The sequence below is a fragment of the Phormidesmis priestleyi ULC007 genome, assembly GCF_003003695.1.
GTDB lineage: Bacteria > Cyanobacteriota > Cyanobacteriia > Leptolyngbyales > Leptolyngbyaceae > Phormidesmis_A > Phormidesmis_A priestleyi_A.
Genome location: NZ_PVWG01000014.1, coordinates 81,757 through 106,941, shown reverse-complemented (window position 1 = coordinate 106,941; position 25,185 = coordinate 81,757). Strand labels below are relative to the sequence as shown.

General features: G+C 48.9%; 23 protein-coding genes. 11 read left to right on the top strand and 12 right to left on the bottom strand.

The window, feature by feature from the left end; translation table 11 throughout:
* Positions 1–712: 712 nt before the first annotated feature.
* Complete coding sequence (locus C7B65_RS27415; protein ID WP_146135831.1) at positions 713–1,669, bottom strand: XDD4 family exosortase-dependent surface protein; 957 nt, start codon at positions 1,667–1,669, stop codon at positions 713–715.
* A gap of 363 nt (positions 1,670–2,032) precedes the next feature.
* Entirely contained in the window at positions 2,033–4,696 is a 2,664-nt protein-coding gene (gene mutS, locus C7B65_RS14050) for a DNA mismatch repair protein MutS (RefSeq protein WP_106254036.1), read from the bottom strand.
* A gap of 101 nt (positions 4,697–4,797) precedes the next feature.
* On the opposite strand from mutS, the gene lnt reads away from it, so the two are divergent.
* Positions 4,798–6,414, top strand: a complete 1,617-nt coding sequence (lnt, locus tag C7B65_RS14045) for an apolipoprotein N-acyltransferase (protein WP_106254035.1) — start codon at positions 4,798–4,800, stop codon at positions 6,412–6,414.
* On the opposite strand, the gene C7B65_RS14040 is transcribed toward lnt, so the two are convergent.
* From C7B65_RS14040 to C7B65_RS14025, 4 genes are all read right to left on the bottom strand, one after another.
* Positions 6,383–7,288, bottom strand: coding sequence for a bestrophin family protein (locus C7B65_RS14040; protein ID WP_106254034.1), 906 nt, complete (start codon positions 7,286–7,288; stop codon positions 6,383–6,385). The genes lnt and C7B65_RS14040 overlap by 32 nt on opposite strands.
* Positions 7,289–7,388: 100 nt before the next feature.
* Positions 7,389–7,820 carry a hypothetical protein gene (locus C7B65_RS14035; protein WP_106254033.1) on the bottom strand — a complete coding sequence of 144 codons (432 nt, stop codon included), beginning with the start codon at positions 7,818–7,820 and terminating at the stop codon, positions 7,389–7,391.
* A gap of 100 nt (positions 7,821–7,920) precedes the next feature.
* Positions 7,921–8,379, bottom strand: a complete 459-nt coding sequence (locus C7B65_RS14030; RefSeq protein WP_106254032.1) for a DUF3531 family protein — start codon at positions 8,377–8,379, stop codon at positions 7,921–7,923.
* Between the two features lie 101 nt (positions 8,380–8,480).
* Positions 8,481–9,431, bottom strand: a complete 951-nt coding sequence (locus tag C7B65_RS14025) for a Sll0314/Alr1548 family TPR repeat-containing protein (protein WP_106254031.1) — start codon at positions 9,429–9,431, stop codon at positions 8,481–8,483.
* 720 nt (positions 9,432–10,151) lie between these two features.
* Between C7B65_RS14025 and C7B65_RS14020 the strand changes: the two genes are divergently transcribed.
* Positions 10,152–10,535, top strand: coding sequence for a hypothetical protein (locus C7B65_RS14020; RefSeq protein WP_106254030.1), 384 nt, complete (start codon positions 10,152–10,154; stop codon positions 10,533–10,535).
* A gap of 9 nt (positions 10,536–10,544) precedes the next feature.
* Positions 10,545–12,413, top strand: a complete 1,869-nt coding sequence (locus tag C7B65_RS14015; RefSeq protein ID WP_106254029.1) for a caspase, EACC1-associated type — start codon at positions 10,545–10,547, stop codon at positions 12,411–12,413.
* A 29-nt stretch (positions 12,414–12,442) separates the two neighbouring features.
* Here C7B65_RS14015 and C7B65_RS14010 read toward each other — a convergent pair whose 3' ends face one another.
* Both C7B65_RS14010 and C7B65_RS14005 read right to left on the bottom strand, forming a co-directional pair.
* On the bottom strand, positions 12,443–12,856 hold the full coding sequence (locus C7B65_RS14010; RefSeq protein WP_106254028.1) for an HNH endonuclease: 414 nt from the start codon (positions 12,854–12,856) through the stop codon (positions 12,443–12,445).
* Positions 12,857–13,066, bottom strand: a complete 210-nt coding sequence (locus C7B65_RS14005) for a hypothetical protein (RefSeq protein WP_106254027.1) — start codon at positions 13,064–13,066, stop codon at positions 12,857–12,859. It lies immediately after the preceding gene.
* Between the two features lie 303 nt (positions 13,067–13,369).
* Between C7B65_RS14005 and C7B65_RS14000 the strand changes: the two genes are divergently transcribed.
* Both C7B65_RS14000 and rsmG read left to right on the top strand, forming a co-directional pair.
* Entirely contained in the window at positions 13,370–14,041 is a 672-nt protein-coding gene (locus tag C7B65_RS14000; protein WP_106254026.1) for an ABC transporter ATP-binding protein, read from the top strand.
* Positions 14,042–14,051: 10 nt separating this feature from the next.
* A complete protein-coding gene (gene rsmG, locus C7B65_RS13995) occupies positions 14,052–14,798 on the top strand; it encodes a 16S rRNA (guanine(527)-N(7))-methyltransferase RsmG (RefSeq protein ID WP_106254025.1) in 747 nt (248 codons plus the stop codon).
* A gap of 2 nt (positions 14,799–14,800) precedes the next feature.
* On the opposite strand, the gene C7B65_RS13990 is transcribed toward rsmG, so the two are convergent.
* On the bottom strand, positions 14,801–15,703 hold the full coding sequence (locus C7B65_RS13990) for a cation diffusion facilitator family transporter (protein ID WP_106254024.1): 903 nt from the start codon (positions 15,701–15,703) through the stop codon (positions 14,801–14,803).
* 58 nt (positions 15,704–15,761) lie between these two features.
* Entirely contained in the window at positions 15,762–16,826 is a 1,065-nt protein-coding gene (locus C7B65_RS13985; RefSeq protein ID WP_244913205.1) for a phosphodiester glycosidase family protein, read from the bottom strand.
* 322 nt (positions 16,827–17,148) lie between these two features.
* Here C7B65_RS13985 and C7B65_RS13980 point away from each other — a divergent pair, with 322 nt between their 5' ends.
* Positions 17,149–17,748, top strand: a complete 600-nt coding sequence (locus C7B65_RS13980; protein ID WP_106254039.1) for a MiaE family protein — start codon at positions 17,149–17,151, stop codon at positions 17,746–17,748.
* Between the two features lie 14 nt (positions 17,749–17,762).
* Here C7B65_RS13980 and C7B65_RS13975 read toward each other — a convergent pair whose 3' ends face one another.
* Positions 17,763–18,020 carry a hypothetical protein gene (locus C7B65_RS13975; RefSeq protein ID WP_106254023.1) on the bottom strand — a complete coding sequence of 86 codons (258 nt, stop codon included), beginning with the start codon at positions 18,018–18,020 and terminating at the stop codon, positions 17,763–17,765.
* Between the two features lie 199 nt (positions 18,021–18,219).
* Between C7B65_RS13975 and C7B65_RS13970 the strand changes: the two genes are divergently transcribed.
* Positions 18,220–18,786, top strand: coding sequence for a DUF2854 domain-containing protein (locus tag C7B65_RS13970; protein ID WP_106254022.1), 567 nt, complete (start codon positions 18,220–18,222; stop codon positions 18,784–18,786).
* Positions 18,787–18,830: 44 nt separating this feature from the next.
* Here the strand turns inward: C7B65_RS13970 and C7B65_RS13965 are convergent, their stop codons facing one another.
* Positions 18,831–19,088: a CRR7 family NDH-1 assembly protein gene (locus C7B65_RS13965; RefSeq protein ID WP_106254021.1), complete on the bottom strand. Its 258-nt coding sequence runs from the start codon at positions 19,086–19,088 to the stop codon at positions 18,831–18,833.
* A gap of 152 nt (positions 19,089–19,240) precedes the next feature.
* Between C7B65_RS13965 and C7B65_RS13960 the strand changes: the two genes are divergently transcribed.
* From C7B65_RS13960 to C7B65_RS13940, 4 genes are all read left to right on the top strand, one after another.
* Positions 19,241–20,197: a YegS/Rv2252/BmrU family lipid kinase gene (locus C7B65_RS13960; protein ID WP_106254020.1), complete on the top strand. Its 957-nt coding sequence runs from the start codon at positions 19,241–19,243 to the stop codon at positions 20,195–20,197.
* 112 nt (positions 20,198–20,309) lie between these two features.
* Positions 20,310–20,462, top strand: coding sequence for a hypothetical protein (locus tag C7B65_RS27825; RefSeq protein WP_181314395.1), 153 nt, complete (start codon positions 20,310–20,312; stop codon positions 20,460–20,462).
* Positions 20,463–20,474: 12 nt separating this feature from the next.
* Complete coding sequence (locus C7B65_RS27410; protein ID WP_146135830.1) at positions 20,475–23,708, top strand: PAS domain-containing hybrid sensor histidine kinase/response regulator; 3,234 nt, start codon at positions 20,475–20,477, stop codon at positions 23,706–23,708.
* Positions 23,696–24,643 carry a response regulator gene (locus tag C7B65_RS13940; protein WP_106254019.1) on the top strand — a complete coding sequence of 316 codons (948 nt, stop codon included), beginning with the start codon at positions 23,696–23,698 and terminating at the stop codon, positions 24,641–24,643. Before C7B65_RS27410 ends, C7B65_RS13940 begins: the two co-directional genes overlap by 13 nt.
* The last annotated feature ends 542 nt before the right edge of the window (positions 24,644–25,185 follow it).

The following is a 25,185-nucleotide window of genomic DNA, read 5'->3' as shown; positions in this document are numbered from 1 at the left end:
CGATCGCGTTTCAACCAGTCATCGAGAGCGTCGAATACGCCTCGGGTTGGTTGCGCGCGCCCAACTGCAATGGTCATAAATCAAACCCTCTAGTTTTACTAAAAATGCAGGTTCTCTAGAGTGAACGCGTTTATATGTTTATTTATAATATGAGAAATCAGAAATTTTACAAAGCGAAACGTGTCGTCTCAGCTAACTTTTTGTGAATTTTGAGCAGATTCCCTAGACTCAGCAAGGATTGCACCGTCCATGAGAAAATAATAGATTTCTGAGATCAGGTTCTATCTAAGTAAGTTTGCTTACCAAACGTGATAAACCGTTATCTAGCGTCACGATCGAGGGAGATGCTATTTGAAAGCGCCTACTTGCGCTCACGGTTTCTCTTTAGTCTGATCAGAGGAAATCTGGTTTGTTTGAAGGTTATTATGCGTAGCGTTCTATCGCCAAACATTATCTCACAATAGTCCAGACAGTTTTTTGAACGGTTTCACAAAACTTTCAGGGCTTGCAGCTTCAAGATTGAGCTATCTTTTCCAAAGTTGGCTTTGCCTCTGGGTTTGATTATTAAGATTCCGTCCACGGTTAAAGCAGGGTTTGTGGCTCAAACCCTGCTCAAGTTTTGTCTGAAGTATTGGTTATTCAAAAGTAAAGGGATGCAGAATTAATTCTGCACCCCCTAATGGTTACTTACGTCATTGCTGTGATCAAGCGGTTATTGCGTGCTTTGTTGCTTACGAGTACGAAGTGTAGCAACCCCGGTTAGCAACAGCGCAGCAATCATGCTGGGTTCTGGTACTCTTTTGCCCTTGGGAGGTGTAGGCGATAAAGCTAGGCTGCCTGCAAAGCTGGGTTCACTTGTTGCAGTGCCGTATTGGAAGCGAAGGTTACTGATTGCTTTGGTCAAATCAAAGTTCGATGCCACATTGGTCAGACCGAATGTGAATAGCACTGAGCCTTTGATTAAGTCGCGATTCAGTCCACCATTTCCAGTGTTTGGATTATCTCCTGCGGTCACAATGCCAAAGTCTAAGCCGCCGACGTTCTCGGTGCCCGACAAATTTGAGGACGTGTCAAAACGATTTTTGGGTCCAAATAGTCCAAGGCCGGCAGCACTGACACCGTAATTATACGTGTTGCTGCCGATCGCAAGGTTTGAGGCCGATGCCCATTCGCCACCAACGTTACCAACTGGAGAAGTTGCGCCATAAACTTGAGAGCCAGCACCAAGCGAGGCTGCCAAGGGACTTAAGGTTGCTCCAGAGAGGTTGAAGAACAAGCCTGTTAAAACATCAGTGGGAACTAATGAATCAGCTTGACTCGTGTTGTTTAGAGCGATCGTTAAGGTGTTCCCAGTTAAACTAAACAGCGTAGAAGCTGAGCGATTTCCATCTAAGCCAGTCCATAAAACTGACGACGGAGTTGTGTTGGGACTGGTAGTTTGAGTGGTTCCAGCACTTGAAGTAGGCTGTGAACTCGAACTAGGGGAAGGTGTTGAGTTCGAGGGTTGGCTAGAAGTTGACGACGAGCTAGAACTTGGTGTACCAGTGGCGCTTCCAGAAGTGGTGTCTTTTGCTTTTGCAAAGGCTGGTGAGGTTGTGACCGCACAGCAGAATCCTACGATTAAAAGCGTCGGTAGGCTGGCAACCAATTTTGCACGGAGTTTAGGCACGGTTCATTAAACCTTGTTTTGGGATATCTTGTATAAAATATTACGCACAAAAATCTGTTGCTGAGGCACCTTAGAGACTCTTCTTTCTAGCTTTAAAAAAAGCTTCGTAAAAAGTAGTACTACGGAGGGGCAAGGATAATTAGATTAAGAATACTAGAAACTAGATGCTGCTTACGTAAAAATACTTAAGCCACTCTATTTTTGAGCAGGTTTGAGCCGCAAACCCTGATTTAACGTGGACGGAATCTTAAGGATCAAAGTCAGAGGCAAAGCTAACTTTGATGAGATAGCTCCGGGAACTAAAAGCCTTGTGGAACTGTTCAAACTATCGTTATTCGCAATGGTCACTTGACAAACCAGCGATCAAATTCCAATCTCTAGCTGTTGAGTCGGATCATGAGGAGGGTCAGGTTGACTATTTTTTTCGCTGCGTCCGCCTTTGCGAAGCCCTACGGCAATTTTGCTGTGCTTCTCAATTTGGCTCATTACCTGTCGCGCCCGTTGAATCACAGAAGACGGTAAACCTGCAAGTCGTCCTGCCTCAATGCCATACGAGCGATCGGCTCCGCCAGGCTGAACTCTGTGCAAAAAGATAATTTGATCGGGCATCTCTTTAACCGTCACCTGATAGTTAGCAACATTAGGCAAAATCGAAGCGAGTTCATTGAGTTCGTGATAGTGAGTGGCAAAGATAGTCCGAGCGCGAACTTCGGTGGCAAGATGCTCTGCAACTGCCCAAGCGATCGACAACCCATCAAAAGTCGCCGTTCCCCGTCCAATTTCATCGAGCAGGATCAGCGATCGCGCCGTTCCATGATTGAGAATATTGGCGGTTTCATTCATCTCGACCATAAACGTCGATTGCCCGGTTGCCAAATCGTCAACTGCGCCGACGCGGGTAAAAATGCGATCGCAGATACTCAACTGAGCCGATTGCGCCGGGATAAAGCTTCCCACTTGCGCCATCAGTTGAATCAGCCCAATCTGCCGGAGATAACAGCTTTTGCCGCTCGCGTTGGGGCCAGTGAGCACAATCAGATCAGGAATCGAATTAGACTCCTGGTTCCCCAGTTCTGCCGAGTTGGGCACAAAAAATCCTGCGGGTAAAGCTTGTTCGACGACCGGATGACGACCTTCTGAAATGCTGAGTTGACGACCTTCTACCATTTTGGGACGGCTGTAGCCTTGATAGACGGCAACCTCTGCCAAACCTGCGAGGGCATCGACGGCAGCAACCGCGCGGGCAACGGTGCGAATCAGTTCGGCTTGTTCACCGACTTCCGATCGTAGCCCTGCAAAAATTTCATACTCTAAATCTCCCAGTTCTTTGCGGGCATTGAGAATTCGGTTCTCTCGCTCCTTGAGTTCTGAGGTGATATAACGTTCTTCGTTGACGAGAGTTTGCTTACGATCGTACCCGTCAGGCACTTGCCCCGCTTTAGAGCGAGAAATGCTGATGTAATATCCAAAAGTCTTGCTGTATCCAACTTTCAGGGTTGAAATCCCGGTGCGCTCTCGCTCAATAACTTCGAGTTTGGCTAACCAGGTTTCATCGTCAGTCGCTTGCTGACGCATTTCGTCGAGCTGGGGCACGACTCCAATGCGAATCAAGCCGCCTTCTTTGAGAGCAAGCGGCGGTCTTTCGACTAAACGGGCTTGGAGGTGTTTGCCGAGTTGCTCCAGCACGGGAGGCACTTGTTGAACGGCTTTGAGATAGGGCGATCGACTGGATTCAACCAATCTTGCCAACTCTGGCAATTTGCCTAGAGAATCGGCTAAACCCACTAGATCACGAGGGCTGGCGGTGCCTGATCCAGCGCGACCCGCTAACCGCTCTAAGTCGTAGATTTGGCGCAGCAATCGTTGCAAATCTTCTCGCAGCGTACCGTTGTTAACTAGTTCTTGCAGGGTGTCTTGTCTCGCCTGAATCTCAGTAACCTTCAGCAGGGGTTGCAGCAACCAGCGACGCAGGGCCCGACTACCCATTGGGGTAATGGTACGATCGAGCGCCCACAGCAATGAATTGTGAAACGTACCGTCACGCACAGTTTGAGTAATCTCTAAGTTACGACGAGTCTGACTGTCGAGAATCAAGAACTCCGTGAGCGTGTAGGTGCAAATCGGCTGAAGCGGAATCTGCGTTTCTTTTTGAGTGTCGTCGAGATATTCAAGCAAGCCGCCAGCCGCGCGAACGGCGAGTGGGAGATGCTCGCAGCCCAGACCTTCGAGCGATCGGACTCGAAATCGCTGCAACAATCGCTGTCGAGCTTCAACTTGGGTAAAAGGAGTCTGCGATCGCAGCGTATAGCAGAACTGAGTCGGTAAGCAATCGGGTAAATGCTCCGACTTTTCGCCAGGTCGCAGCAATCCCCGTAAATCAGGCGCATTGGTGGGTATGAGCACCTCCGCAGGCTGAAGGCGCATTAATTCTTGCGTCAATTGCTCTAGAGAAGAAGATTGCGTCGTCAGAAATTCTCCAGTCGAAATGTCGGCGTAGGATAAGCCCCAATGATGTCCGGCAATCACGATCGCGGCTAAATAATTATTGCGACGAGCGTTAAGCATTCCTTCTTCTAAAAGGGTGCCCGGAGTGACTACACGCGTAATTTCGCGCCGAACTAAGGCTCCTTGCGCGTCAGCAGCGTCTTCGACTTGATCACAAACCGCGATCGCATAGCCCTTTTCAACGAGCAGGGCACAGTAGCGATCGAGCGCATGATGCGGAATGCCCGACAGGGGAACTCGTCCGACTTCTTTGCCGCCATCCTTTGAAGTGAGTACGATTTCTAACTCACGGGAAACAATCAGCGCGTCTTGAAAGAAGGTTTCAAAAAAATCGCCCACTCGATAGAACAGCAGCGTATGCGGATATTGGTCTTTGAGGTCGGCATAGTGGCGCAGCATCGGAGTGAGGTGGTCTCGATGAACGGCGCGATGATCTGCATAGCGAACGGCGTGTTTAACGAGCCGATCGGGTAGCCCATTATTCGCAGCGGGTTCGGTGGAAGTGTTGGGAGGAACAGTCATGGACGATCAATTCAGTACGGACTTACTAGACTTTAGCGCAAGCCAAATCTCATATGAGTTTATAGCGATTTATCAGAATTTTGAGTTGTAAAGTGATTTGTATGGCAAACGTTCAAGACTTCAAACCGCAAGCGTTTAAGATTAAATCCGATCGAGCCTTTCAACTGGCGATCGCGCTAATCAGTGGCATTCTCATGGGCTTAACGCCTGCCCCGTTTAATGTCTGGGGTTTGGCTTGGGTCGCGATCGCGCCGTTGTGGATTCTGGTCGTAGCAACCGATGTAAAATCTACTTACCCAAGCGCTCCGCTAACCACACCTCGGTTCAAAATTCTTCCGGCGATCGCTTGGGGTCTTGGTTATCACGGCTTTGCCCTGGCATGGATTATGGGCTTGCATCCATTGATGTGGCTGGGAATTCCCTGGCTTGCGAGTGTGACGATCGTCCTCATAATCTGGTTATTTGTTACTGCTTGGGGTGCTGCACTAGTCGGCGTTTGGGCGTGGATTATGAGTTGGATGAGTCGCTCAGGAGTTTCTGCTGGGCTGCGCGTCCTAGGCGGAACTGGGGTTTGGTGCGGACTAGAGAGCATTTGGGCGCTGGGTTCGCTCAATTGGACTTCGGTTTCTTATACCCAAAGTCCTCATAATCTGGCGATTTTGCATTTGGGTCAGATTTCGGGGGCGATGACGGTGACAGCGGCGATCGTCTCGGTCAACGGGCTACTTGCCGAAGCCTGGATTGCCTCTAGAAGACAAAGAGAACCTAGAAAGACCGTTTATCTGGTGCCCATCAGCCTTTTTTTGGTCTTGCACTTGATTGGATTTGGGCTTTATAGCCGTCCGCTGATCGAAGCGCCTAACGCGGCGCTAAAGGTTGGGATTATTCAAGGCAATGTTCCCACTCGCATCAAGCTATTTTCTGACGGATTGCGGCGCGCGCTAGAGAGCTACAGCACTGGTTATCGAACTCTCGTCGATCGTGGCGCAGAGGTGGTTTTGACTCCAGAAGGGGCACTGCCATTCTTGTGGGAGGGCATGAATCGTACCCAAAATCCAGTCTACCAAGCGGTTTTAGAGAAAGGCGTTCCGGTTTGGCTCGGCACCTTTGTGCCCCAGGGAACTCGCTACACGCAAAGCCTGTTAACGATCGCGCCCAACGGTGAAGCCGTCAGTCGCTACAACAAAGTCAAGCTGGTGCCGTTAGGAGAATACACCCCGTTTCAAGACCTGCTGGGGGGTCTAATCAATCGACTGTCGCCCATTCGCGCCGACATGCTGCCCGGAAGCCCAGACCAGCAATTTGATACGCCGTTGGGTCAGGCAGCCGTAGGAATTTGCTATGACTCCGCGTTTCCAGATCTGTTTCGCGCTCAAGTGGCAAAGGGCGCAGAGTTTATCTTGACTGCCTCAAATCTAGATCCTTACAGCACAACTTTAAAGGCACAGCATCAGGCACACGATTTAATGCGCGCGATCGAGCACGATCGCTGGTCAGTTCGTGCCACCAACACCGGGTATTCTGGCGTGATTGACCCTCACGGTCGAATTCATTGGCGATCGCAGCCCGACGTTTACGAGATTCACGCTGACACCATTTACCGACGACAAACCAAAACCCTCTATGTGCGTTGGGGAAATTGGCTCACGGCTGGATTAGTTGGATTGGCAGCGATCGGGCTACTGCTCAGAAAAAAGGCTCTGCTGAGTGAACGGTAGGCTCAAGACTGATCAAATCATCGATATTGCGGTGCATTGTGAGGCAAATTGCATCTAAAGGCAGGTCATTTTGATTGTGTCCAAAAGGGTTTTCAATTTCATTTCCGATCTCCTCAATGCCAAACAATGTAAAGCTAATCAAAACCACAACCGGAGCCGTCCCCCATCCCAGTTGACCCACCATTTGAAACGGTAAAGAAAGACAATAAAGCAACAACAATTGCTTGAGATGAATGGCATAAGCCAGAGGCATCGGTGTCTTTGAAATGCGTTCACAGCCGCCGATCGCATCAACTAAATTATCTAATAGTTTGTGCATCTCAGTTAACTGATAGATATTGAGTCGATTATGTTGATATTGCGACTGCAAATAGTCTCCAATCCAGAAAGCAACTTTTAGCGGCGGATTGTTCATTCGCTGCAATTTCTTGTATTTGCCAGGAGACAAAAAATCTTTAATTTCTGGATCAATGGGTTCCTGTCTGAGATGAAGCTTTGTCGCAATTGCAAAGGCGACTAGCAAATAGAGGGCTTTGACTTTTTCTGGTCGATCGCCTGCTTCTTTCTCTTCTACTGCAAGCCAAATCTGTCGCGCTAGATTTCTGACCGTGTTCACGATTGAACCCCAAAATTTTCGCCCTTCCCAGAAGCGATCGTAAGCCGTATTCGTTCTAAACACTAGCAGTAAGCCTAAGACAATGTTAGGAATCAAACTGGCTAAAAGCGGCAACGAAACTGGGTAGTGAGCGTCTAAAAGAAGCTTGACAATTAGCGCAAAAAAGCCACAGAAGAGCGATCTCGGAAGAACGGCTGGAATCACTGAACCCTTTACTTGCAAGGCAAGACGTAGCCAGCGACGCTTTTCCATACTCATCGAAGCGTTTCCTCACTCAAAAAATCAACTCTAGAAAATTGGCTCTTGCAGCGCAAAAACTCGTTTCTAACAAGCTTTTCTAATCTAAAGACCCATGCCTTTAACGACGAACCTTGCCCGTAAATCCCGCCGCCTTGAATTGCTCTAGCTTGAGCGGCGTGGGTTGATTGGCAGAAACGGTGATTCTCAACTCAAAATCGCTGATGCCGGGAGGCACTTCTGCGATCGCACCCAATCGCGTCCGATTTTGCATTACCGAATCGTTATTTGCGTCGTAGATTCGTCCAAAAACATCAGCATTCACAACCATTTTGTTGGTCGCATTCTTGGCTTTGCCCGTGACCAAAAAGCAGTTTGCAGCACGACCCGTGCCACTCATCACCGATCCTTCCCCCATCTCAGACGGGCACTCGTGATAAGACAAGTCAAACAATTTGATTTGAGTCAGCGCCAACGCATCGGGTGCATTTAGCCCCGCCAAAACCCATATTGTGACAGAGAGGACAACGACAACCAAGGCTCGAAACTGCATACACATCACCCTCTGCGATCGACAAACCGTTCTTCCGGTTATTATGAATCGCTTTCGTGCCCGTTGCATCCTCTTGATCGAAATAGAGGAACCGCCTGAATTAATTTCGCTCATTGTCGCCGATAAAATCAGGCTGATTGCTACCCGGAACCCGCCAATCTTCGTTTTCACCGCCGATGATCAGTTGCTCGATCGTTAGAAAATCCCTGCCCAATTCGCGCAGGGTATTGATGAGAATGTCGAGCGCGATCGCGTCACTGGTGCCCAAGTCAAACCAGCAGCGTCCCCAGTTTGACTCAAACTCAAACTCTCCCATATTGTGCATCAGCGCGACCATGCTGTTGTCAGCCTGATCTTCGTCGTAGTCCATGTAGCTAATCTCTAAACCTACGTCTTGCACCTGAAGGTTTTCGGCATTGAAGGCACCGAGTTTTCCCAGATAAAACCAGGAGCTAAAGGCTTCCTCGACATACTGTTTTTCCATTTCTGATGGATTGTTGCTGAACTCTACCCAGATCCAGACGTTAAACGGGTCAAATTCGCGAAACTGTATTTTCATAGTTAGAAGGCAATGAGCGATCGCGGGGCAAGGTTCGCAAGATTGCCAAAACCCAGCCCCGACTCTTCTAGCCTAGCGCCTATTGCCAACAGACTCCCTCGTCAACGTCCCATGTTCTGCATCCGTCGTTGAGTTCTCGCTAACTCTTTTTGAATTTGGGTGACAATGCCGCTCGGAAGCTGATCTTTTTGAGAAAGCGCTTTCTCAAACAAGGTAATCCCCTCTTGATTATTGCCTTGACGCACCAGAATTTGAGCTTTTAAGTAAGACAATTCAGGGTTTCTGGGAGCCGCCGCGATCGCTTGATTGATCGCTTGCAAGGCTTTTTCAGGCTGGTTTAAATCACGGTAGCCCAGCGCTAACCCTCGGTAAGCCAGATAACGAGGCGACGCATATTTTTCTAGCCGCTCGATCGCCTGAGTTGGGCTGGATAGCGGCAAGCTGACATTGACTGCCAACAGCAAATCAATGTAGCCCTTGAGAAGATTAAGCTCCGGGTCTTTAGAATCGATCTTCTCAGCTTCGTCTAGATATTTAAACGCTTGCTGAAGTTTACCCAACGCTTGCGGAGTTCCCCGAATTACGCCTTCGGTGCCCACCACATAAACCCCTTCTAAAAAGTTGCCGACTGCAATATAGAGATTTCCGCGCAAGGGGTCAGTCTTAAGCAACTGCTCGGCACTTTCACGGGTCTGGGTCGCATAGCCTTTAAAGCTATCCAACTCGGCTTGCTTTTTGGACTGATCAGATTCACCCTGCCAATTGCTATAAGCCAGCGATGCCTTCAGTGCAAATGCTAAGGGTTCGCCAGCTTCTGCCTGACTCAGATAAGAGGCGGCATTTTTATAATTGCCCTGCTCAAAGACCGATCGAAAAGCAGCCTCGGTTTTGTCACCGATCGGGCGAGGGCTAGTGGTGCGAAACGGGTCTTTTGCCAGCGAAGGACTTGCCCACAAACTGACGGCGATCGTCGCAGTGCCCACAATTCGCCAAACACGTTGCGAATTTAGAAGCGCAGAAGGGGGTTGAGAAGCAGAAAACCAATCAGCCATAAAGGTCGTTCTCTAAAACTATGCTTGAGACTTCGCTACCTGATAATCAGTAGCGATCGAGAAAATCTAAGATGCCTGACGCAGTTTCTAATGTCAAGTTCCAACTGAGAACGGATTGATTGAGGACGATCGAGTAAAAACTTCAAATTTGTCAGAATGGAGACAGAAAAGTTCTTGCACATCAAGACCAATCAACCTCACTGATATCTCTCTTCATCATCATGGCAGATCGTTTCGATCTCGGTAGATTGGGCTATCACATCGAAAATTGAGTGCAGCAGTCAAATCACGGGCAATGCTAGAGCGAACACCTCCGGTGCAGGGAACCTATGCGCTAACAGCCATACTAGAATCTGCGAATATACGGAAAGATTCCGCCGCTCCAGCCGATTTGGGATGACATGTGGAAACTTTCTCTCTAAAAATTTCTCTTTAAAAAAGTTCGACCGCTAAGTTATCTACTAGGGCACAGTTAGAAAGCTATCTGCGGAGTCGATGCTCAACTAACAAAAATCATTCATCAAGGTGCTGCTCAAAAGTACCCATAAGGGGAATGGCAACATTGAGACAAAGTTAATAATATATTGCAAAGAGGCAAAATGAGATTGTGGTATATTCAGCCAAAATGAGATAAAGTATCTGATTAAGAAATTACTTTCCATGTTGCAATCTTGATGCATGCATTGGCTTCTATCGAAAAAATCTTCGATAAGGACTGATATGAAAAGCGAACCTAACATTAAATTAACCTTTAACTTTAACGATCCAGATTTAACTCCAGATGAACGAGATGAGCAAGCTCAACAGCTCATCGCAGAACTCAAAGACGTGGATGAAGTAGAAACGGTCAAACGCGTACTTGATCCCAACCCACCCGAAGGCAATAAGGCATTAGGTGCGATTTTAGTAGGGCTGCTAACAGCCCAGGTGAATGCCGGGAATGCAAAACGGGTCTTTGAATTTTTGAGCGATCGCCTGGGAGGAAAAGCGATTGAACTAGAAGTGGAAGCGAATGGCAAAAAGCTTAAAGTCAAAGCTCAGAGTCGGGAGGAGCTAGAAGTCGCTATTAAAGCAGCCCAAGACTTCGTAGCTGCATCAGCATAGGAGGTTAAGGTGGCTAAGATCGCATTATTGATTGGGGTCGGTGAGTATGGGCTAGGGCTGAATCCACTTCCTTCAGCAGTCAAGGATGTTGAAGCGATGCAGCGAGTGTTGCAGCATCCGGAGATGGGTCAGTTCGATCAAGTCAAAACGTTAGCGAACCCTGATCCACTGGTGATGCAGGGAGAAATCGAGAATCTATTTGCCGATCGCGATAAGGATGACCTAGTACTTTTGTTTTTCTCAGGTCATGGTGTCAAGGATGATAGTAGTAGGTTGTACTTTGCAACGACCATTACCCGCAAAACGACTCAAGGCGAACTAGTTAAATCGACTGCCGTTCCTGCCAGTTTTGTGCTTGATGTGATGAAATACAGTAGTTCCAAGCGACAGATTATTCTATTGGACTGCTGCTTCAGTGGGGCATTTGCCGAAGATATGAGGGCAAAAGATGATGGCTCAGTCGATGTCCAAACTCAGTTGGGGGGTGAAGGGCGTGCAGTTCTAACCTCTTCAACCTCCACTCAGTATTCCTTTGAACAGCAGGGATCAGATTTGTCAGTGTATACTCGCTTTCTGGTAGAAGGACTGGAGACTGGTGCAGCCGATTTAGATAACAATGGTGTGATCTCGATCGATGAGTTACACGAGTACGCGAGTCGGAAAGTTAAAGACGCTGCACCAGCGATGAAGCCCAAAATCTATGCCGTAGAGGAAGGATTCAAGATTCGTCTCGCGAAAGCTCCTACCGGTGATCCAAAACTGAGCTATCGCAAAGAAGTAGAACGTTCTGCCAGCCGAGGTGAAATCTCTGATGTTGCCCGCTATACATTGAATATTCGGCAGAGACAGTTAGGGGTTTCGTCAGCAGAAGCCCAAGAAATTGAGGGTCAAGTGCTGAAGCCTTACCAGGAGTACAAGCAGAAATTGCAGCAGTATGAGGAAGTATTGGCAAAGGCATTGAAACGCGAGAATCCTTTGAGTGTCTACACGCGCCAAGAGTTGAAGCGATTTCAGGAAGTGTTGGGATTGGAGAATAGGGATATAGAGCCAGTTGAAGCAAGATTGAGTTTACTCAGAGAAGTAGTCCAACCTCAACCTATAAGCTCTCCTCAACCGTCAAACGCTGCATCGCCACCTGTTCAACCACAGTATCGTGAGGAAACAATTGACCCACTCCAAAGTGCGGCTAGAACGCCAACAGGCCCAACCCTTTCTCATTCATCAGAAGCTTCGCCTCCTAGGGTACAACCGCAGCATCGAGTAGAAGTTCCTGCCCAACCAGAATCATCACGCCCTGCCACACCTTCAATCCGAACTGAACGGATACAAGCAGCCTGGATCTTTTGGCTCAAATGGGTATTGGCAACGGCTGTGGGGGAATCTGTGACCAACGTCATGTTCTTTCAGGTTACGAATGGTGGTCAATCTATAGGAGTAATTCCTTCTTTTGCAAGTTCGGCTGTGGGCGGGGCTATCTTTGGAATACTCCAAGGTTTTATCCTACGACGTTACCTCCCCAAGACCCACTGGTTGCTAGCAAGCACATTAGGATATGCTATGGGTTCGGTTCCATCTGGTGGAATCATAACGGTTGCCAATTGGGTGTCTGGGGCTGTAAGTGGACTGGTGCTGGGTATCTTCCAATGGCTAATCCTACGACAGCACTTCTCTAAAGCTGGTTGGTGGATATTAGGCAGTGCTGTGGGCTGGGCTACGTGCTGGGCTATAGAAACAACAAATTCAAATCCAAATTGGGGGAATGTGAATGGATTCGCTGTGTATGGATTTGTAGGTGGGATGACGGCTGGAGCGATTACAGGAGGCGTAATGATTTGGCTAACTAGGCACCCAACTCCAGGAAAATCAGGTGTGCAGTAGTCCTATAAACTGAGCAGTGCCCACTGGTTTCACGGGGGTGGATGACGACCCAGCAATTCCTCTTCTGCTCGGATTGCCAGCATTGTTGCCCGATTTAAATCGAGTGCTTCAACTGTTGCTCGTCCCGTAGCGGTTAATCCAACCACGTTTACGCCATCCCAACGAAAATGTTCCCTCCAGATCTGTTGGCGTGGATTGAAAATGGTAACGGTCTCGCCTGTTTGTAAATCCTTAAGTTCCTGACGCGCACCCTTACGGAGTGAGCAGGATACACAGGCAAGTGCCAAATTGTCAGACGTGGTTTCGCCCCCTGCGCTCACAGGGATGATGTGATCGATATGAAACGTAGCCACTTGCCCCACCTGGGAAATGCTGCAATATTCGCAGCGATCGTCGGCTCTTTGAATCACCGATCGACGAAGAGACGCTGGAATCGTTGTCATTTAGGCTTGCTTCATCACTCGTGTTGAGCGCAAACGCAACAAAGATAGGAATTCTGCCAGTTCAACAAGCCCCTCTGCTTCCTGTCGCTCTGCCTGAGACAATGTATTTCCTTCATCTTGGCGATCCAACAGGAATTGCAAGCGTGCTTGAACCGCCTGGGGCAGTTGGAATCGGGTCAGTTCAATGGGGATCTCGATGATTTCAGGCATAGAGCAATGGGATCAACCTGCAATCTTATCTGAGCTTAGTGTAAGCGAAAGTATCAGAGTAGTGCAGCGATCGCAGTCGAACAACCCAGTTGGAGCCGATCAAACAAGACTTGTCGGTTAAAATTAAGGTCATCTGCCACAGGTAAGCCGGAACGTTAGCTCGTCAGACCCGATCGCTAAAGTTAAGTTTTAGATACGATCGCCCCAGCAGATTAGGTGTGTATCTACTATTCTCTGTTAAGTTTGGAAGAGTTTGCCTTCGCTGAACGATCGTCCCAGTCCACCCTGCTCATAACCCTCTGAATGCTTCATCTTCGAGATCTGTCTTATCACCCAACCGCCAGCCCTAAGCCGATTTTGAACGCGCTCAACTTAGAGTTCGCCCCTCAGCAGCTAGGGCTAATCATTGGGCCGAGTGGTTCTGGAAAAAGCACCCTATTAGAAATCTTGGCGGGTCTGGCAGAGCCAACCAGTGGCACTATGTTTTGGCGAGAACAAGAACTGACATTTCTGCATTTGCAGCAATTGAGCGGGTTGGTTTTTCAGTTTCCAGAACGCCACTTTTGCGGCGGCACGATTCTAGAGGAGTTGCGGCTTGGGCACCCTGAAATCAAGTCAGAGCGAATTCACGAAGCCCTCGCAGAAGTGGGTCTCGATCGCTTATCACTGCAAACCTCACCCCATTCGCTGAGTGGTGGGCAGCAGCGCCGTCTCGCCTTAGCCGTGCAGTTGATTCGTCAACCTAGCATTTTGCTGCTCGATGAGCCGACCGCAGGGCTAGACTGGTCTATGCGTCAACAGTTGGTGAGTTTATTAGCCAAACTCAAGGCGCACTGGAGTTTGCTGGTCGTGTCACACGATGCGGGGGATTTGCTCGCGATCGCAGACCAATGTTGGACTCTAAACCACGGAGAACTCAATCAAGTAGACCCCAAAACGCTCAAAGCCCCAGGGGAAGCGCAGCTAATTTCTTGAAGGGTGAAGGATGAAGGATGAAGGAGACTTAGCCAAACTGCCAGAAATGGCTGATTTGTGGCAGGAGACGCTCAACTGGCAGCCAGATGCTAATCAACTGGCTCAGCTCCAAAGTTTTTATGAGCTAATTTTAGAGAGCAATCGACAACTCAATCTGACTCGGATTACAGAACCCTCCGAGTTTTGGGAAAAGCACTTATGGGATTCTCTACGCGGGATTCTCCGCCTACTGAGTTCACATCACCCTTCGCCTTTCCAGGCGATCGACATTGGCACTGGCGCTGGCATTCCGGGTGTGCCCATCGCGATCGTGCGACCCGACTGGACGGTGACCCTGCTAGACTCGACGCGTAAAAAAATTAATTTCGTCCAGCGTGCAGTCGAGGCTTTGAAGCTAGAAAACATCAAAACGGCAGTCGATAGAGTCGAGCAGATCGGGCACGATCGTCACCATCGCGAACATTACGACTTGGCACTAATTCGAGCTGTCGCCACTGCTTCAGTCTGTGCAGAATACACGCTGCCATTGCTGAAAGTGGGTGGAGTTGCCATTCTCTATCGAGGACAGTGGACGACTGACGAAGCCCAAGGGTTAGCACTTGCGGTCGAGCAGTTAGGCGGCAAGATCGAAGCAACCGAGGCGTTTGTGACTCCGCTCACCCAAAGCACCCGCCACTGCATTTATCTCCGCAAAGTTGCCCCAACGCCTCCAACTTTTCCGCGCACGATCGGAATTCCGACCCAAGATCCCCTATAGGGTCACTCACAGCAAGATTTTTGAGCGCAAGACAGCATAGAATAACCCGTTTCTATCTGAATTGTGGTGTGTTCAATGTCGAAGCGATCGTGCAACTCTTGAGAAATTCTGGCTAGAAAGGCATCGTCTGGGCATCCAGTGAGCATCACTAGATGGGCAGTCAGGGCCGTCTCAGTCGTGCTCATTGCCCAAATGTGCAAATCGTGAATGGCAACCACACCCGGAGTTTCGTCCAGGAAAGTCCGAATGGCGAGAGGCTCAACCCCTGGTGGAACTGCATCGAGTGCCAGGTTTAGAGAGTCGCGCAGCAAGTTCCAAGTGCTAACCAAAATGACCACGACAATGACTAAACTAATCACAGGGTCAAACCAGAGCCACCCAGTTGCGAGAATGGCAATCCCAGCCAGCACTACGCCCAGCGACACGAGGGCATCAGATGCCATATGTAGAAAAGCTGCTCTCAGGTTTAAGTCTCGCTTGCGACCCGACATAAACAGCAGGGCGGTCAGGCCGTTGATCACAATTCCAACGAGGGCAACCCCAATGATTGTTTCGCCGTTGATAGCGACTGGATTTTTAACCCGTTGGATGGCTTCGATCGCGATCGCGCCCATTGCAAACAGCAAAATCATGGCATTGAGTAGCGCGACTAAAATCGAAGAACGCCGCAGCCCATAGGTGTAGCGGCGAGTTGGGCGAAAAAGAACTAACCAACTTGCGCCCCATGCTAGCAACAGCCCCAGCACGTCACCCAAATTGTGCCCTGCATCAGCAAGCAATGCCAGAGAGTGCGTCAGAAACCCAAATATCGCTTCGGTGATTACGAAGCCGAGGTTTAGCGCAATTGCGATCGTAAAAGCGCGATTATAGCTGGGTTGCCCGTGGTCATGATGGTGAGGTGCCATTAAAGGGACTCAGTAACAGTAGGATCATTATATATGAACATCTGCTCAGATGTCTTATCTATTCTTCACCTTTCGGCAGTGCGGCTCGTTGACTTTGCTGAAACTCTAGCCAAGATCTTTGCACCTCATTAGGAGCAGGATGATCGGTGTCATAAATTGCAATCACGTTGGTGAGTGGTCGCCCCGCCGACCTGAGAATTTTGCCCCCTTGAGCCAAAGCCAACGAGGTGCCGCCATCTAAATTCATGGCTTCATGGCATCCGAGAGATTTCATAATCGCTGCTTCTTTTTTCAAAGAAACCGGATTGCGAAAGGTCACAAGCAGCAACCGTTTTCCGTGTTCGGGAAACCCGATCGCGGCTCTGACTGCCACCCCCATCACTGCCCGGTCAGTAAACCCCTCCTGTTTAGGGTTGAGCCAAATCTCGCCGCGTTTAAGCAGCCTCGGCCCGGCTGTGAGCGAAAACCAGTGCTGTTGCCATCGGGGTTTGCCATCGATACGCGCCGTCGTCATTTCGGGGCGATTGCTCGATCGCAGTCCCAAAGTGGTTCCATAATTTTCCCACGGGCTGTATTTGAGAAACTTGCCCCCCGACACCAGATTGCCCATGACTCGCTTTTGGGCATCCGTGCTGAAGAAAGTGCCATTAGCAGTGATCGCGGCTTGAGCGCGACGAACTATGGCTAAAAATGCTTCATCACCTTGGGTAGAACGAGCGCTGTTTGCCTGAGTGGCACGGTTTGCTAACTCTACGCTGACAAAGGTTTTGGGATCGGTGAGGTCGATCGTGGTGACATAGATCGCTGTTCCGGCAATATGGCGTTCGTTGACGGCGATCGGTCGGGCAGGAACAGAAAAATCAACGGGTTCGCGTTTAAGTTGGTCGGGTTTGATCGCATCAGCCAGAAGCAGAGATGGATGAGAAATGGTCGGAGGTTGGATCGGAAACAGCACCGTAGATAGAAAGAGGAAAGACCCTGTTGCTGCGGAAATGCTGCCAAAACATGAAGCAAAAAAGTGAAAAGCTCTACGTCGGCGATCGGACTTAACTCGGCTCTGCATCAAAACTTGCTGAAACGCTCTGTCGATCATGCCCTGCTTCTTTAATTGTTCAAGATCCATTAAAAAGATTTAATAGTTATTAACAGATTTGGAATGCATGTATGAAAAATTGGCGAGTCAATCTATTCAGTAATTTGATTTTTCAAGGCGCGATCGCGCCTTCCCGGAAGGTTAATTTACCGTCTTAAAAGCTTAATAGAAATATCAGTTTAGTTAAGCGTTGACTAACCTACATTTGCTCGCAGTTCTCTAGATGAATAATGATCAAATCTCTTGCAATTTCATCTACAGAACTCGCAGATTTATGCCCCATTAAGGCGAAGTCTCTGATAGAAATAATCGCGTTAAAATTGCAAATGCCGACCTAGTTATGGAGTTTTCTGTGAATTCTTCGACGCTGCCAACCATCAAGTTTTTGCAACAGCCCACCTCTGCGGCTTGGGTTGAGCAAGCCCTCGCCAACCTAGACATTATTTTGCTCGATCATTCTCACTGCGAGCGCAAAGCGGCTGGAGTGGCGCTCAATCTGATGTTCCGTTACCCTTCTAACGCCAAGCTAGTGAGAACGCTGACCGCGATCGCTCAAGAAGAATTGCAGCACTTTGAGCAAGTTAATCAGATTTTAGAGCGGCGCAATATTCCTCTAGCTCCCCTCGCAGCTCCACCTTATGGCGCAGGGTTAGCTAAACAGATTCGTCGCGACGAACCCGATCGACTCCTCGATGCTCTGCTCGTATCGGGGCTAATCGAAGCGCGCAGTCACGAACGCTTAGGCTTGTTGGGAGCGCATTGCCCAGAACCTGATCTCGCCCGTTTTTATCGCAGTTTAATGGTCTCTGAAGCGCGTCACTATGGCGCTTACTGGACCCTAGCAGACGCTTATTTTGAGCGATCGGCTTTAACCCAACGGCTCGAAGAACTCGCCCAAGTCGAAAGTGACTTATTGGCAACGCTGCATCCACAACCTAGAATTCACAGCTAGTAATTTGTCTAAACTCATCGCAAAAACGGGGGGCGGCAGAGGTCAGCAGGTTTTGTTTTCACCACTTCACTCATAAAGCGTTTGAGTGCTTTTTCTCGATTCTTCATAAACACTGCCCAAAAACCGGGGTGAAACTCTTCCATCGTCTTTGCCAGTGCCCAAACATCGACCGCTAGAATGTTGTAGAGCGTTTCATCTTCTTTTTTAAGAGAGTCAATTTGATCAGTCACCGACCCTTTCTGCGGAACGCGATGACCTTCGTTATTCAACACGATCGATGCTCCAGATGAGAAGTGAATAGAATCAATCTAGCCTTTATCATAGTCATACTCGATGCATTCACAAATATGGCGGCGGAGTCATGATTGAGCGCGATCGGGCAATGCGGTGAGAGTTTTCTCGATCGTAACCATCCTTAGAAGGCACTGAACCAGTGATAATTAAGAGTAGATATTATTGCAGGTTAGCCCTATGTTACGTCGAATTTCCTTAGCGTTGGTTGGCTTAGTAGTCGGCGGAGTGTTAACAATTGTTGGGTTTGCTGCTTACTTTTTAAACTACTCAACGCTGAATCTAATTGGCTTTTTTTACGGCATTCCTCTGCTGTTAGGAGGTCTAGCGCTCAAAGCATCCGAGCTAGAACCCGTGCCTTTAATGGAGCCAACTCCACCCGCAGTTTTAGATCTTCGGCAAGCACAAGCTACTCCGACACAGACCCAGATTCTTAAAGATGTGACTCGGTTTCGCTACGGTCAGCAAGCCCATTTAGATATTTCTCTCGGTCATTTGGGGTTAAGCCCAACTGATGATGAGCGCCCAATTTTGAGAGGGGTGCGAGAAACCGAGGTCGATGGTGCGTATACCTTAGTCCTTAATTTTGAGTCGCTTCTCGTCCCGTTTGAGACCTGGAAGACAAAGCAAGAAAAAATGACGACGTTCTTCGGCCCAAACGTGAAAGTTAAGTTAGATAGCCCAGAACCCGATCGCGTCGAAGTTGCCCTGATTGCAACGCCTGAGCCGACTCCAGAAAAGGTCTGAACGTTGAGTTTTGAGTTGAGTCGAAAGCAGCCATCCCTCAAAACTCATTTCTCTAAGCGCACTGCATACCACTGAAGATATTCTCCGGCTCCAACGTCTAGCTCACAGGCAGTATCTAACAACTGTTTTGCTTGCTCATCAACCGACGACAGCGACTGTAAATCTCTAGGTAAATTATCTTGATGCTGTGACAAAATCGATCGCAGCTTTTCTAACATTTCTGCTGCTGTCAAAAACTGTTCGGGTTGATCAGTTTCTAACACCACAAAATGGTCTTCTTGATACATTAAAGAATCGGGCATATTGGCATCCTAATAATCAAGCCTTATTCTGACATTTACTGATCAAGATACATGCAGAAAGATGCCGAAATCCCTCGTGAGTAGGAGCTTTTGACCCGAAACCAATGTTATCAAGAAAACATATAGCACTTGTTACAGGTTAGCAAAACTCTATGCTTCGTTCAGCCCGTCTGATTTTCAACCCGATCGCGGGTCAGAGCGACCCCGATCTCGATCTAGAGCAAATTCGATCGCTGCTAGCTGACATTGATTTAGAGATTGTTCAGACCACTCTAGAAGTCGGGGCAGACGAGTTGGCGCGGCAAGCAGTTGAGCATGGAGTCGATGCGGTGATTGCCTCTGGCGGAGATGGCACCCTGTCGGCAGCCGCGAATGCCCTGATTGGCACCAACATTCCTCTAGGTATTATCGCTAGAGGCACTGCTAATGCCTTTGCCAATGCGCTAGGCATTCCGACCACGATCGAGGGTGCCTGTGAAACTATCTTGCAAGGGCAAATCAAAACTGTTGATGTCGCTTCCTGCAACAATCAGCCGATGGTGCTGTTAGCTGGGATCGGGTTTGAAGCAGAAGCGGTCGAACTGGCAGACCGCGAGGCAAAAAATCGATTTGGGATGTTAGCTTACGTCATGGCAGGCTTTCAAGCGCTGCGGAATATGAAGCGCTTTGAGTCCCACATCGAAACCGAGGACAGAATCATTTCGGTTGAGGCCTGCGCTCTGACTGTAGCAAACGCGGCTCCTCCAACCTCTGTTTTAGCTCAAGGCCCGGCCGGGTTAGTCATTGACGACGGATTGTTGGATCTGACGATCGTGGCCCCAGCCAACAAAGCAGGCGCGATCGCTGCGACTTATCATTTATTTCAGTCTGCTTTGTCGGGAAACCCCACTGATCGAGACGATATTGGCTATCTGCGGGCAAAGCAGTTTAAGATCACGACCGAGCCGCCTCAAAAAGTAGTGGTCGATGGCGAAATGATTGGCACCACCCCGATCAATATTCAGTGCATTCCTGCCGGGCTTACGATCTTCGTGCCGATTCTCGAAGAAGCAGCGCCGAGCGAAAAACTTGAAGGACTTCCCCATTTAGTGATCGAAACCAAAGATTAACGATCGCAGACTGAATCCTGACCAGCCATGCAGAAGTTGTAATTTGATTTGTGAATGTGACAGCTTCACAAGAGAGCAGTGCCGTCCATGCCCATACGCGTAGAGACATGACATGTCGTGTTTCTACGCGATCGTTCCATCTGTGGCAATTATTTTTGAAATTAGGATAGGAGAGTCGAGTTCTAAGTCACTTTCAGCCTCGATCGCCGCCGACTATATGGAAAAATGGGGTAGTGTCTTTGAGTTCCTGGTCAGCTATCAGTGAGATCAACGTTGAATGCTTGCAGTAAATGTTGAGTGGGCTTTTCTGAGTGCGAACGCGATCGCCGCACTTTGCAACCTCATCGCCCTATTTGCGATCGCTCGTCGCTTGAGACAACGGCGACTTCCGTTTGCGACTCGTCTCACCTACTCGCCCTGCGACCCGAAGCAGGAACAGGCAGAACTGCATCGTCAGTCTGTGGCAGTTGAAGCGGCCATGGATGGCATCGCCATCTTCGACAGCCAAGGGGCGTTTCTCTACGTCAACGATGCCTTGGTGCGAATTTTTGGCTATCGCAACAGCCAAGAGTTAATAGGCAGATTTTGGCACGAACTTTACTATAGTGACGAAATTTCTCGATTAGAACGCGATGTTATTCCCTTTCTAAAGCAAAACGGACAGTGGCGCGGCGAAGCGATCGCCAAAAAACCTGACGGCAGCACGTTTTTTGAGGAAGTTTCTCTGACGCTAACCGAAGACGGATTTATCTGCGTCTGTCGAGATATCACCGAAGCTAAACAAGCTGAGATTCGGTTAAGGCTGCTTGAGCGAGCGATCAGTGCCAGCAGCAATGGCATCATTATTACCGATGCGCGACAGCCTGACAATCCGATGATCTACGTCAATCCAGGATTTGAGCGGATGACGGGCTATAGAGCAGGCGAAGTATTGGGCAAAAACGGTCGCTTTCTCGAAGGGCCCGAAGCCAACCAGCCTGCTTTAGAGCATCTCCGCAATTCCATCAAAGCTGGATCAGATTGCATTGTTAACCTGCGAAACTATCGCAAAGATGGCAGACTATTCTGGAACGAGCTATCGATTTCACCCGTCCGAGACTCTGAGGGGCACTTGACTCATTACATCGGGGTGCAGACCGACACCACCGAGCGCAAACGCACTGAAGATGCTCTACAACGACAATTTCAGCGCACTCTGCTGCTCAAGCAGATCACTCAAGAAATTCGTCAAAGCTTGGACGGTCAGCAAATTGTGCAGACAACCGCTACTCAGGTTGGGCGGGCATTTCGGGTCAATCGCTGTCTGATTCACGCTTATGTCATTACGCCTGAAGATGCTTTGCTGTCAGGGTTTGAGCTATCTCAACTAGGGTCGTCTTTCCCCCAGATTCCACGCGTTGCTGAATATCTAGAACTCAACTGCTGCGAGTCGGTGTCTGAGGTCGAAATTCCGATTAGTGGCAATCCTTACACTGAAGCGCTGTTGGCTACCGATCGCGCGATCGCTTCCCCCAATGTCCATATTGATCCGCTCCTAATTCCCGTTGCTGATCTCTGTCAGCAACTTCGTCTCAAGTCGATGCTGACCGTTCGCACCTCTTATCAAGGTGAACCCAATGGGGTGATTGGCTTGCATCAATGTGACCGATTTCGGCAGTGGAGCGCAGACGAAATTGAACTTCTAGAAGCGGTCGCAGACCAGGTAGGCATCGCCCTCGCTCAAGCCCGATTACTCAAACAAGAAACCCTCCAGCGAGAAAAACTGACCCAACAAAACTTTGCCCTCGAAAAAGCCAAACGAGTTGCAGAATCTGCCAACCGTGCCAAGAGCGAGTTTTTGGCAACCATGAGCCACGAAATTCGCACCCCAATGAATGCGGTGATTGGTTTAACCGGATTGCTGCTCGATATGAAGTTGACCCATCAGCAGCGCGACTTTATCGAAACCATTCGCAGCAGTGGCGATACGTTGCTGACGATTATCAACGAAATTCTAGACTTCTCAAAAATCGAGTCTGGCAAATTAGAGCTAGAGCAACAGCCTTTTGATCTGCAAGCCTGCATTGGCGAGTCGATCGACCTCCTGGTTGCCAAAGCATCCGAAAAAGACTTGCATCTGTCTTATCAGGTGTCTCCCCAAGTTCCGACGGTGATTTTAGGTGACGTAACCCGGCTTCGACAGGTGTTAGTCAATCTACTTAGCAACGCCATCAAGTTTACTGACGCAGGGCAGATCGTCGTTTGGGTGAATGCGCGCCACATAACCGACCCAGCGATCGATTCTAAAACCCAAACGCCAAAATCCAAACCTCAAACCCCGACCTATGAGCTACAGTTTGCCGTAAAAGATACGGGGATTGGCATCCCGCCCGATCGCATGGAGCGGCTCTTTAAATCTTTCAGCCAAGTCGATTCTTCTACGAGCAGGCAATATGGCGGCACAGGGCTAGGTCTGGCAATCAGCAAACGCCTCAGCGAATTAATGGGGGGGCACATGTGGGTTGAAAGTCGCGGTCAGATTGGGGGAGATTGCCCCCCTTACTATCGCAAGCTAAATGGGCTAGGCGTAGAACAGGATAACCTTCAGGGATCGACATTTTGCTTCACGATCGTCACCCGTCCCAGCATTCAAGAACTCAACGTGATTACCCAGGATGTAACTCACGGCTTAGGATCTGCCGCCAGCACCACTCAATCTTCTACTAGCGCTGACCTTCATCCCCTAAGAATTTTGCTGGCAGAAGATAACATCGTTAACCAAAAAGTGGCGATGCACTTACTTCAACGCTTGGGCTATCGAGCTGACATTGCTGGAAACGGGTTAGAAGTGCTAGAGGCACTCCACCGTCAGACTTATGATGTCGTGCTGATGGATGTGCAGATGCCAGAAATGGATGGCTTAACTGCCACAGAGCGGATTTGTCAAGAATGGCAAGTAGGCAAACGTCCCCAAGTGATTGCGATGACGGCAAACGCGATGGAGGGCGATCGCCAAGCTTGTCTCAATGCTGGAATGAATGACTATCTCAGCAAGCCGATTCGGATCGAGACACTGATGCGGGTTCTCAGCAAATGCCAGCCGTTGAGCAGTCAAGAGCCTGGTCTGTCTAGTCCGACCTCAAGCACGGCTCAGGTCGCTGCCTCTATTTCTATCAAAACGGCAACGAGTGCCCAGACGCTACGAGACATTCACGATCGGTCAGGTGCTCATGGCACGCTCCTAGTAGAGGTCATTCGCAGCTATTTAACTGATACCGTCAAACTTGTTCAAGCGATTCAAACCTCTGTTCAAGTCAGAGATCTTTTTGCGCTTCAGCAGACCGCGCACACGCTTAAGTTCACTAGTGCTATGTTAGGCGCAACTCACCTGTCTGAGTTGTGCTGGGAGTTAGAGAAGATGACTCAAATAGGAAGTCTAGAAAGCATTGCCTCAAAAGTGCGCCAACTGGAAGTGGAATATGATCGTGTCAAAGCATCGCTGCAAATGGAACTCCAGCAATGTCAGAGATAACGCCTCCTCTGATCTTGATTGCAGATGATGACAAGATCACTCGCATGGTGCTGCGGCAAGCAATGGAGCAAGAAGGCTATCAGGTTGTAGAGGCGATCGATGGTGAGAGTTGTTTGGCAATTTTTTCTCGCTTGCGTCCTGATGTCGTGTTGCTCGATGCGATCATGCCAATTATGGATGGCTTCGCTTGCTGCGCCCGCATTCAACAACTGCAAGGTGCCACCCAGACTCCGGTGCTGATGATTACAGGGCTTGAAGATCAAGACTCGGTTGATCAAGCCTTCACAGCGGGTGCCGTCGATTACATCACAAAGCCGATTCATTGGGCGGTGCTGCGGCAGCGAGTTCGCCGACTGATTCAGCAGGTTAGGCTCTATCGGCAGCTTGAAGAAGCCAACTCTAAGCTGCAACGCCTTGCCACTGTGGATGGCTTAACTCAGATCGCAAACCGCCGCCGATTTGATGAATATCTAGAACATGAATGGCAGCGCATGATGCGAGAGCGGCTGCCTTTATCGCTGATTTTAGGCGATATTGACTGCTTTAAGCTCTATAACGACACCTATGGGCATCAAGCGGGCGATGACTGCTTGCGAAAGGTCGCTCAAGTCATGCAGATGGCAGCAAAACGGGCGATCGACCTCTCTGCCCGCTATGGTGGCGAAGAATTTGCGGTGATTTTACCCCACACTGAGCAGTCAGGTGCAATTCAGGTTGCCGATGATATTCGAGTCGGCGTTAAGGGGTTAGAGATTGCTCACGCCAGTTCTAAAGTGGCTCAAGCTGTGACGATTAGCTTGGGCGTTGCTACGACGATACCCAGTCAGGCTAGCAGCCCTGAGATGCTGATTATGGCAGCAGACCAAGCACTTTATCAGGCAAAGGCAGCAGGGCGCGATCGCTATTGCACTGACGCGATCGAGTCAGACTATTGAATAAGTGTGCCGCATAAATTCCTAATCGTTTGACCAATGGGAAACAAAACCCATTGCAAAATCATCTTATAGAGATATAGATCTCTTGCTTTGCTCTATCCCGCAGAACATCTATTTTGTAACGCTAGAAAAAGCACGTTTCAGACTTCTTTTTAAGCCTTATCGGTTTTGTGGCGATCAACAGTGCTACAAAGTGTAATTTAACGATTCTATATTCTGCAATTTCTACTGTTAGGAAATGCACGTTTTATAGTCAGCTAAAGATTATCAGTTTTCAATATATTTTGTGTGACACTTCGCAAACAGACCATCACACATCTATTAATAAGAATCTGCATATTACAACTGAAGTATAGAGAAGTTAGTTCACCAAACGATCCTAACAACTCTAAGTTCCTCACAAGAGAATTCAAAGTTTCTACTCACAACGACAGAGCTTCAAGAATGATTTAATGAGCCTTTAACTCGTAGAAGTCACTAGAATTCTCAGGAACAAATCACTCTCTTCTTACGACCTTAAAAGTAAGAGAAACACAAAAGCT

Bases quoted from the DNA above. Each gene is read 5' to 3' on its own strand.
- C7B65_RS27825 (WP_181314395.1), top strand. From the start codon at position 20,310: ATGTCGTGTTTCTACGCGATCGTTCCATCTGTGGCAATTATTTTTGAA.
- C7B65_RS14010 (WP_106254028.1), bottom strand. From the start codon at position 12,856: ATGACAACGATTCCAGCGTCTCTTCGTCGATCGGTGATTCAAAGAGCC.
- C7B65_RS13960 (WP_106254020.1), top strand. From the start codon at position 19,241: ATGCTTCGTTCAGCCCGTCTGATTTTCAACCCGATCGCGGGTCAGAGC.
- mutS (WP_106254036.1), bottom strand. From the start codon at position 4,696: ATGACTGTTCCTCCCAACACTTCCACCGAACCCGCTGCGAATAATGGG.
- C7B65_RS27410 (WP_146135830.1), top strand. From the start codon at position 20,475: ATGCTTGCAGTAAATGTTGAGTGGGCTTTTCTGAGTGCGAACGCGATC.
- lnt (WP_106254035.1), top strand. From the start codon at position 4,798: ATGGCAAACGTTCAAGACTTCAAACCGCAAGCGTTTAAGATTAAATCC.
- C7B65_RS13990 (WP_106254024.1), bottom strand. From the start codon at position 15,703: ATGGCACCTCACCATCATGACCACGGGCAACCCAGCTATAATCGCGCT.
- C7B65_RS14035 (WP_106254033.1), bottom strand. From the start codon at position 7,820: ATGCAGTTTCGAGCCTTGGTTGTCGTTGTCCTCTCTGTCACAATATGG.
- C7B65_RS14025 (WP_106254031.1), bottom strand. From the start codon at position 9,431: ATGGCTGATTGGTTTTCTGCTTCTCAACCCCCTTCTGCGCTTCTAAAT.
- C7B65_RS14000 (WP_106254026.1), top strand. From the start codon at position 13,370: ATGCTTCATCTTCGAGATCTGTCTTATCACCCAACCGCCAGCCCTAAG.
- C7B65_RS13970 (WP_106254022.1), top strand. From the start codon at position 18,220: ATGTTACGTCGAATTTCCTTAGCGTTGGTTGGCTTAGTAGTCGGCGGA.
- C7B65_RS13965 (WP_106254021.1), bottom strand. From the start codon at position 19,088: ATGCCCGATTCTTTAATGTATCAAGAAGACCATTTTGTGGTGTTAGAA.
- C7B65_RS14040 (WP_106254034.1), bottom strand. From the start codon at position 7,288: ATGAGTATGGAAAAGCGTCGCTGGCTACGTCTTGCCTTGCAAGTAAAG.
- C7B65_RS13985 (WP_244913205.1), bottom strand. From the start codon at position 16,826: ATGGATCTTGAACAATTAAAGAAGCAGGGCATGATCGACAGAGCGTTT.
- C7B65_RS14020 (WP_106254030.1), top strand. From the start codon at position 10,152: ATGAAAAGCGAACCTAACATTAAATTAACCTTTAACTTTAACGATCCA.
- rsmG (WP_106254025.1), top strand. From the start codon at position 14,052: ATGAAGGATGAAGGAGACTTAGCCAAACTGCCAGAAATGGCTGATTTG.
- C7B65_RS14005 (WP_106254027.1), bottom strand. From the start codon at position 13,066: ATGCCTGAAATCATCGAGATCCCCATTGAACTGACCCGATTCCAACTG.
- C7B65_RS13940 (WP_106254019.1), top strand. From the start codon at position 23,696: ATGTCAGAGATAACGCCTCCTCTGATCTTGATTGCAGATGATGACAAG.
- C7B65_RS14030 (WP_106254032.1), bottom strand. From the start codon at position 8,379: ATGAAAATACAGTTTCGCGAATTTGACCCGTTTAACGTCTGGATCTGG.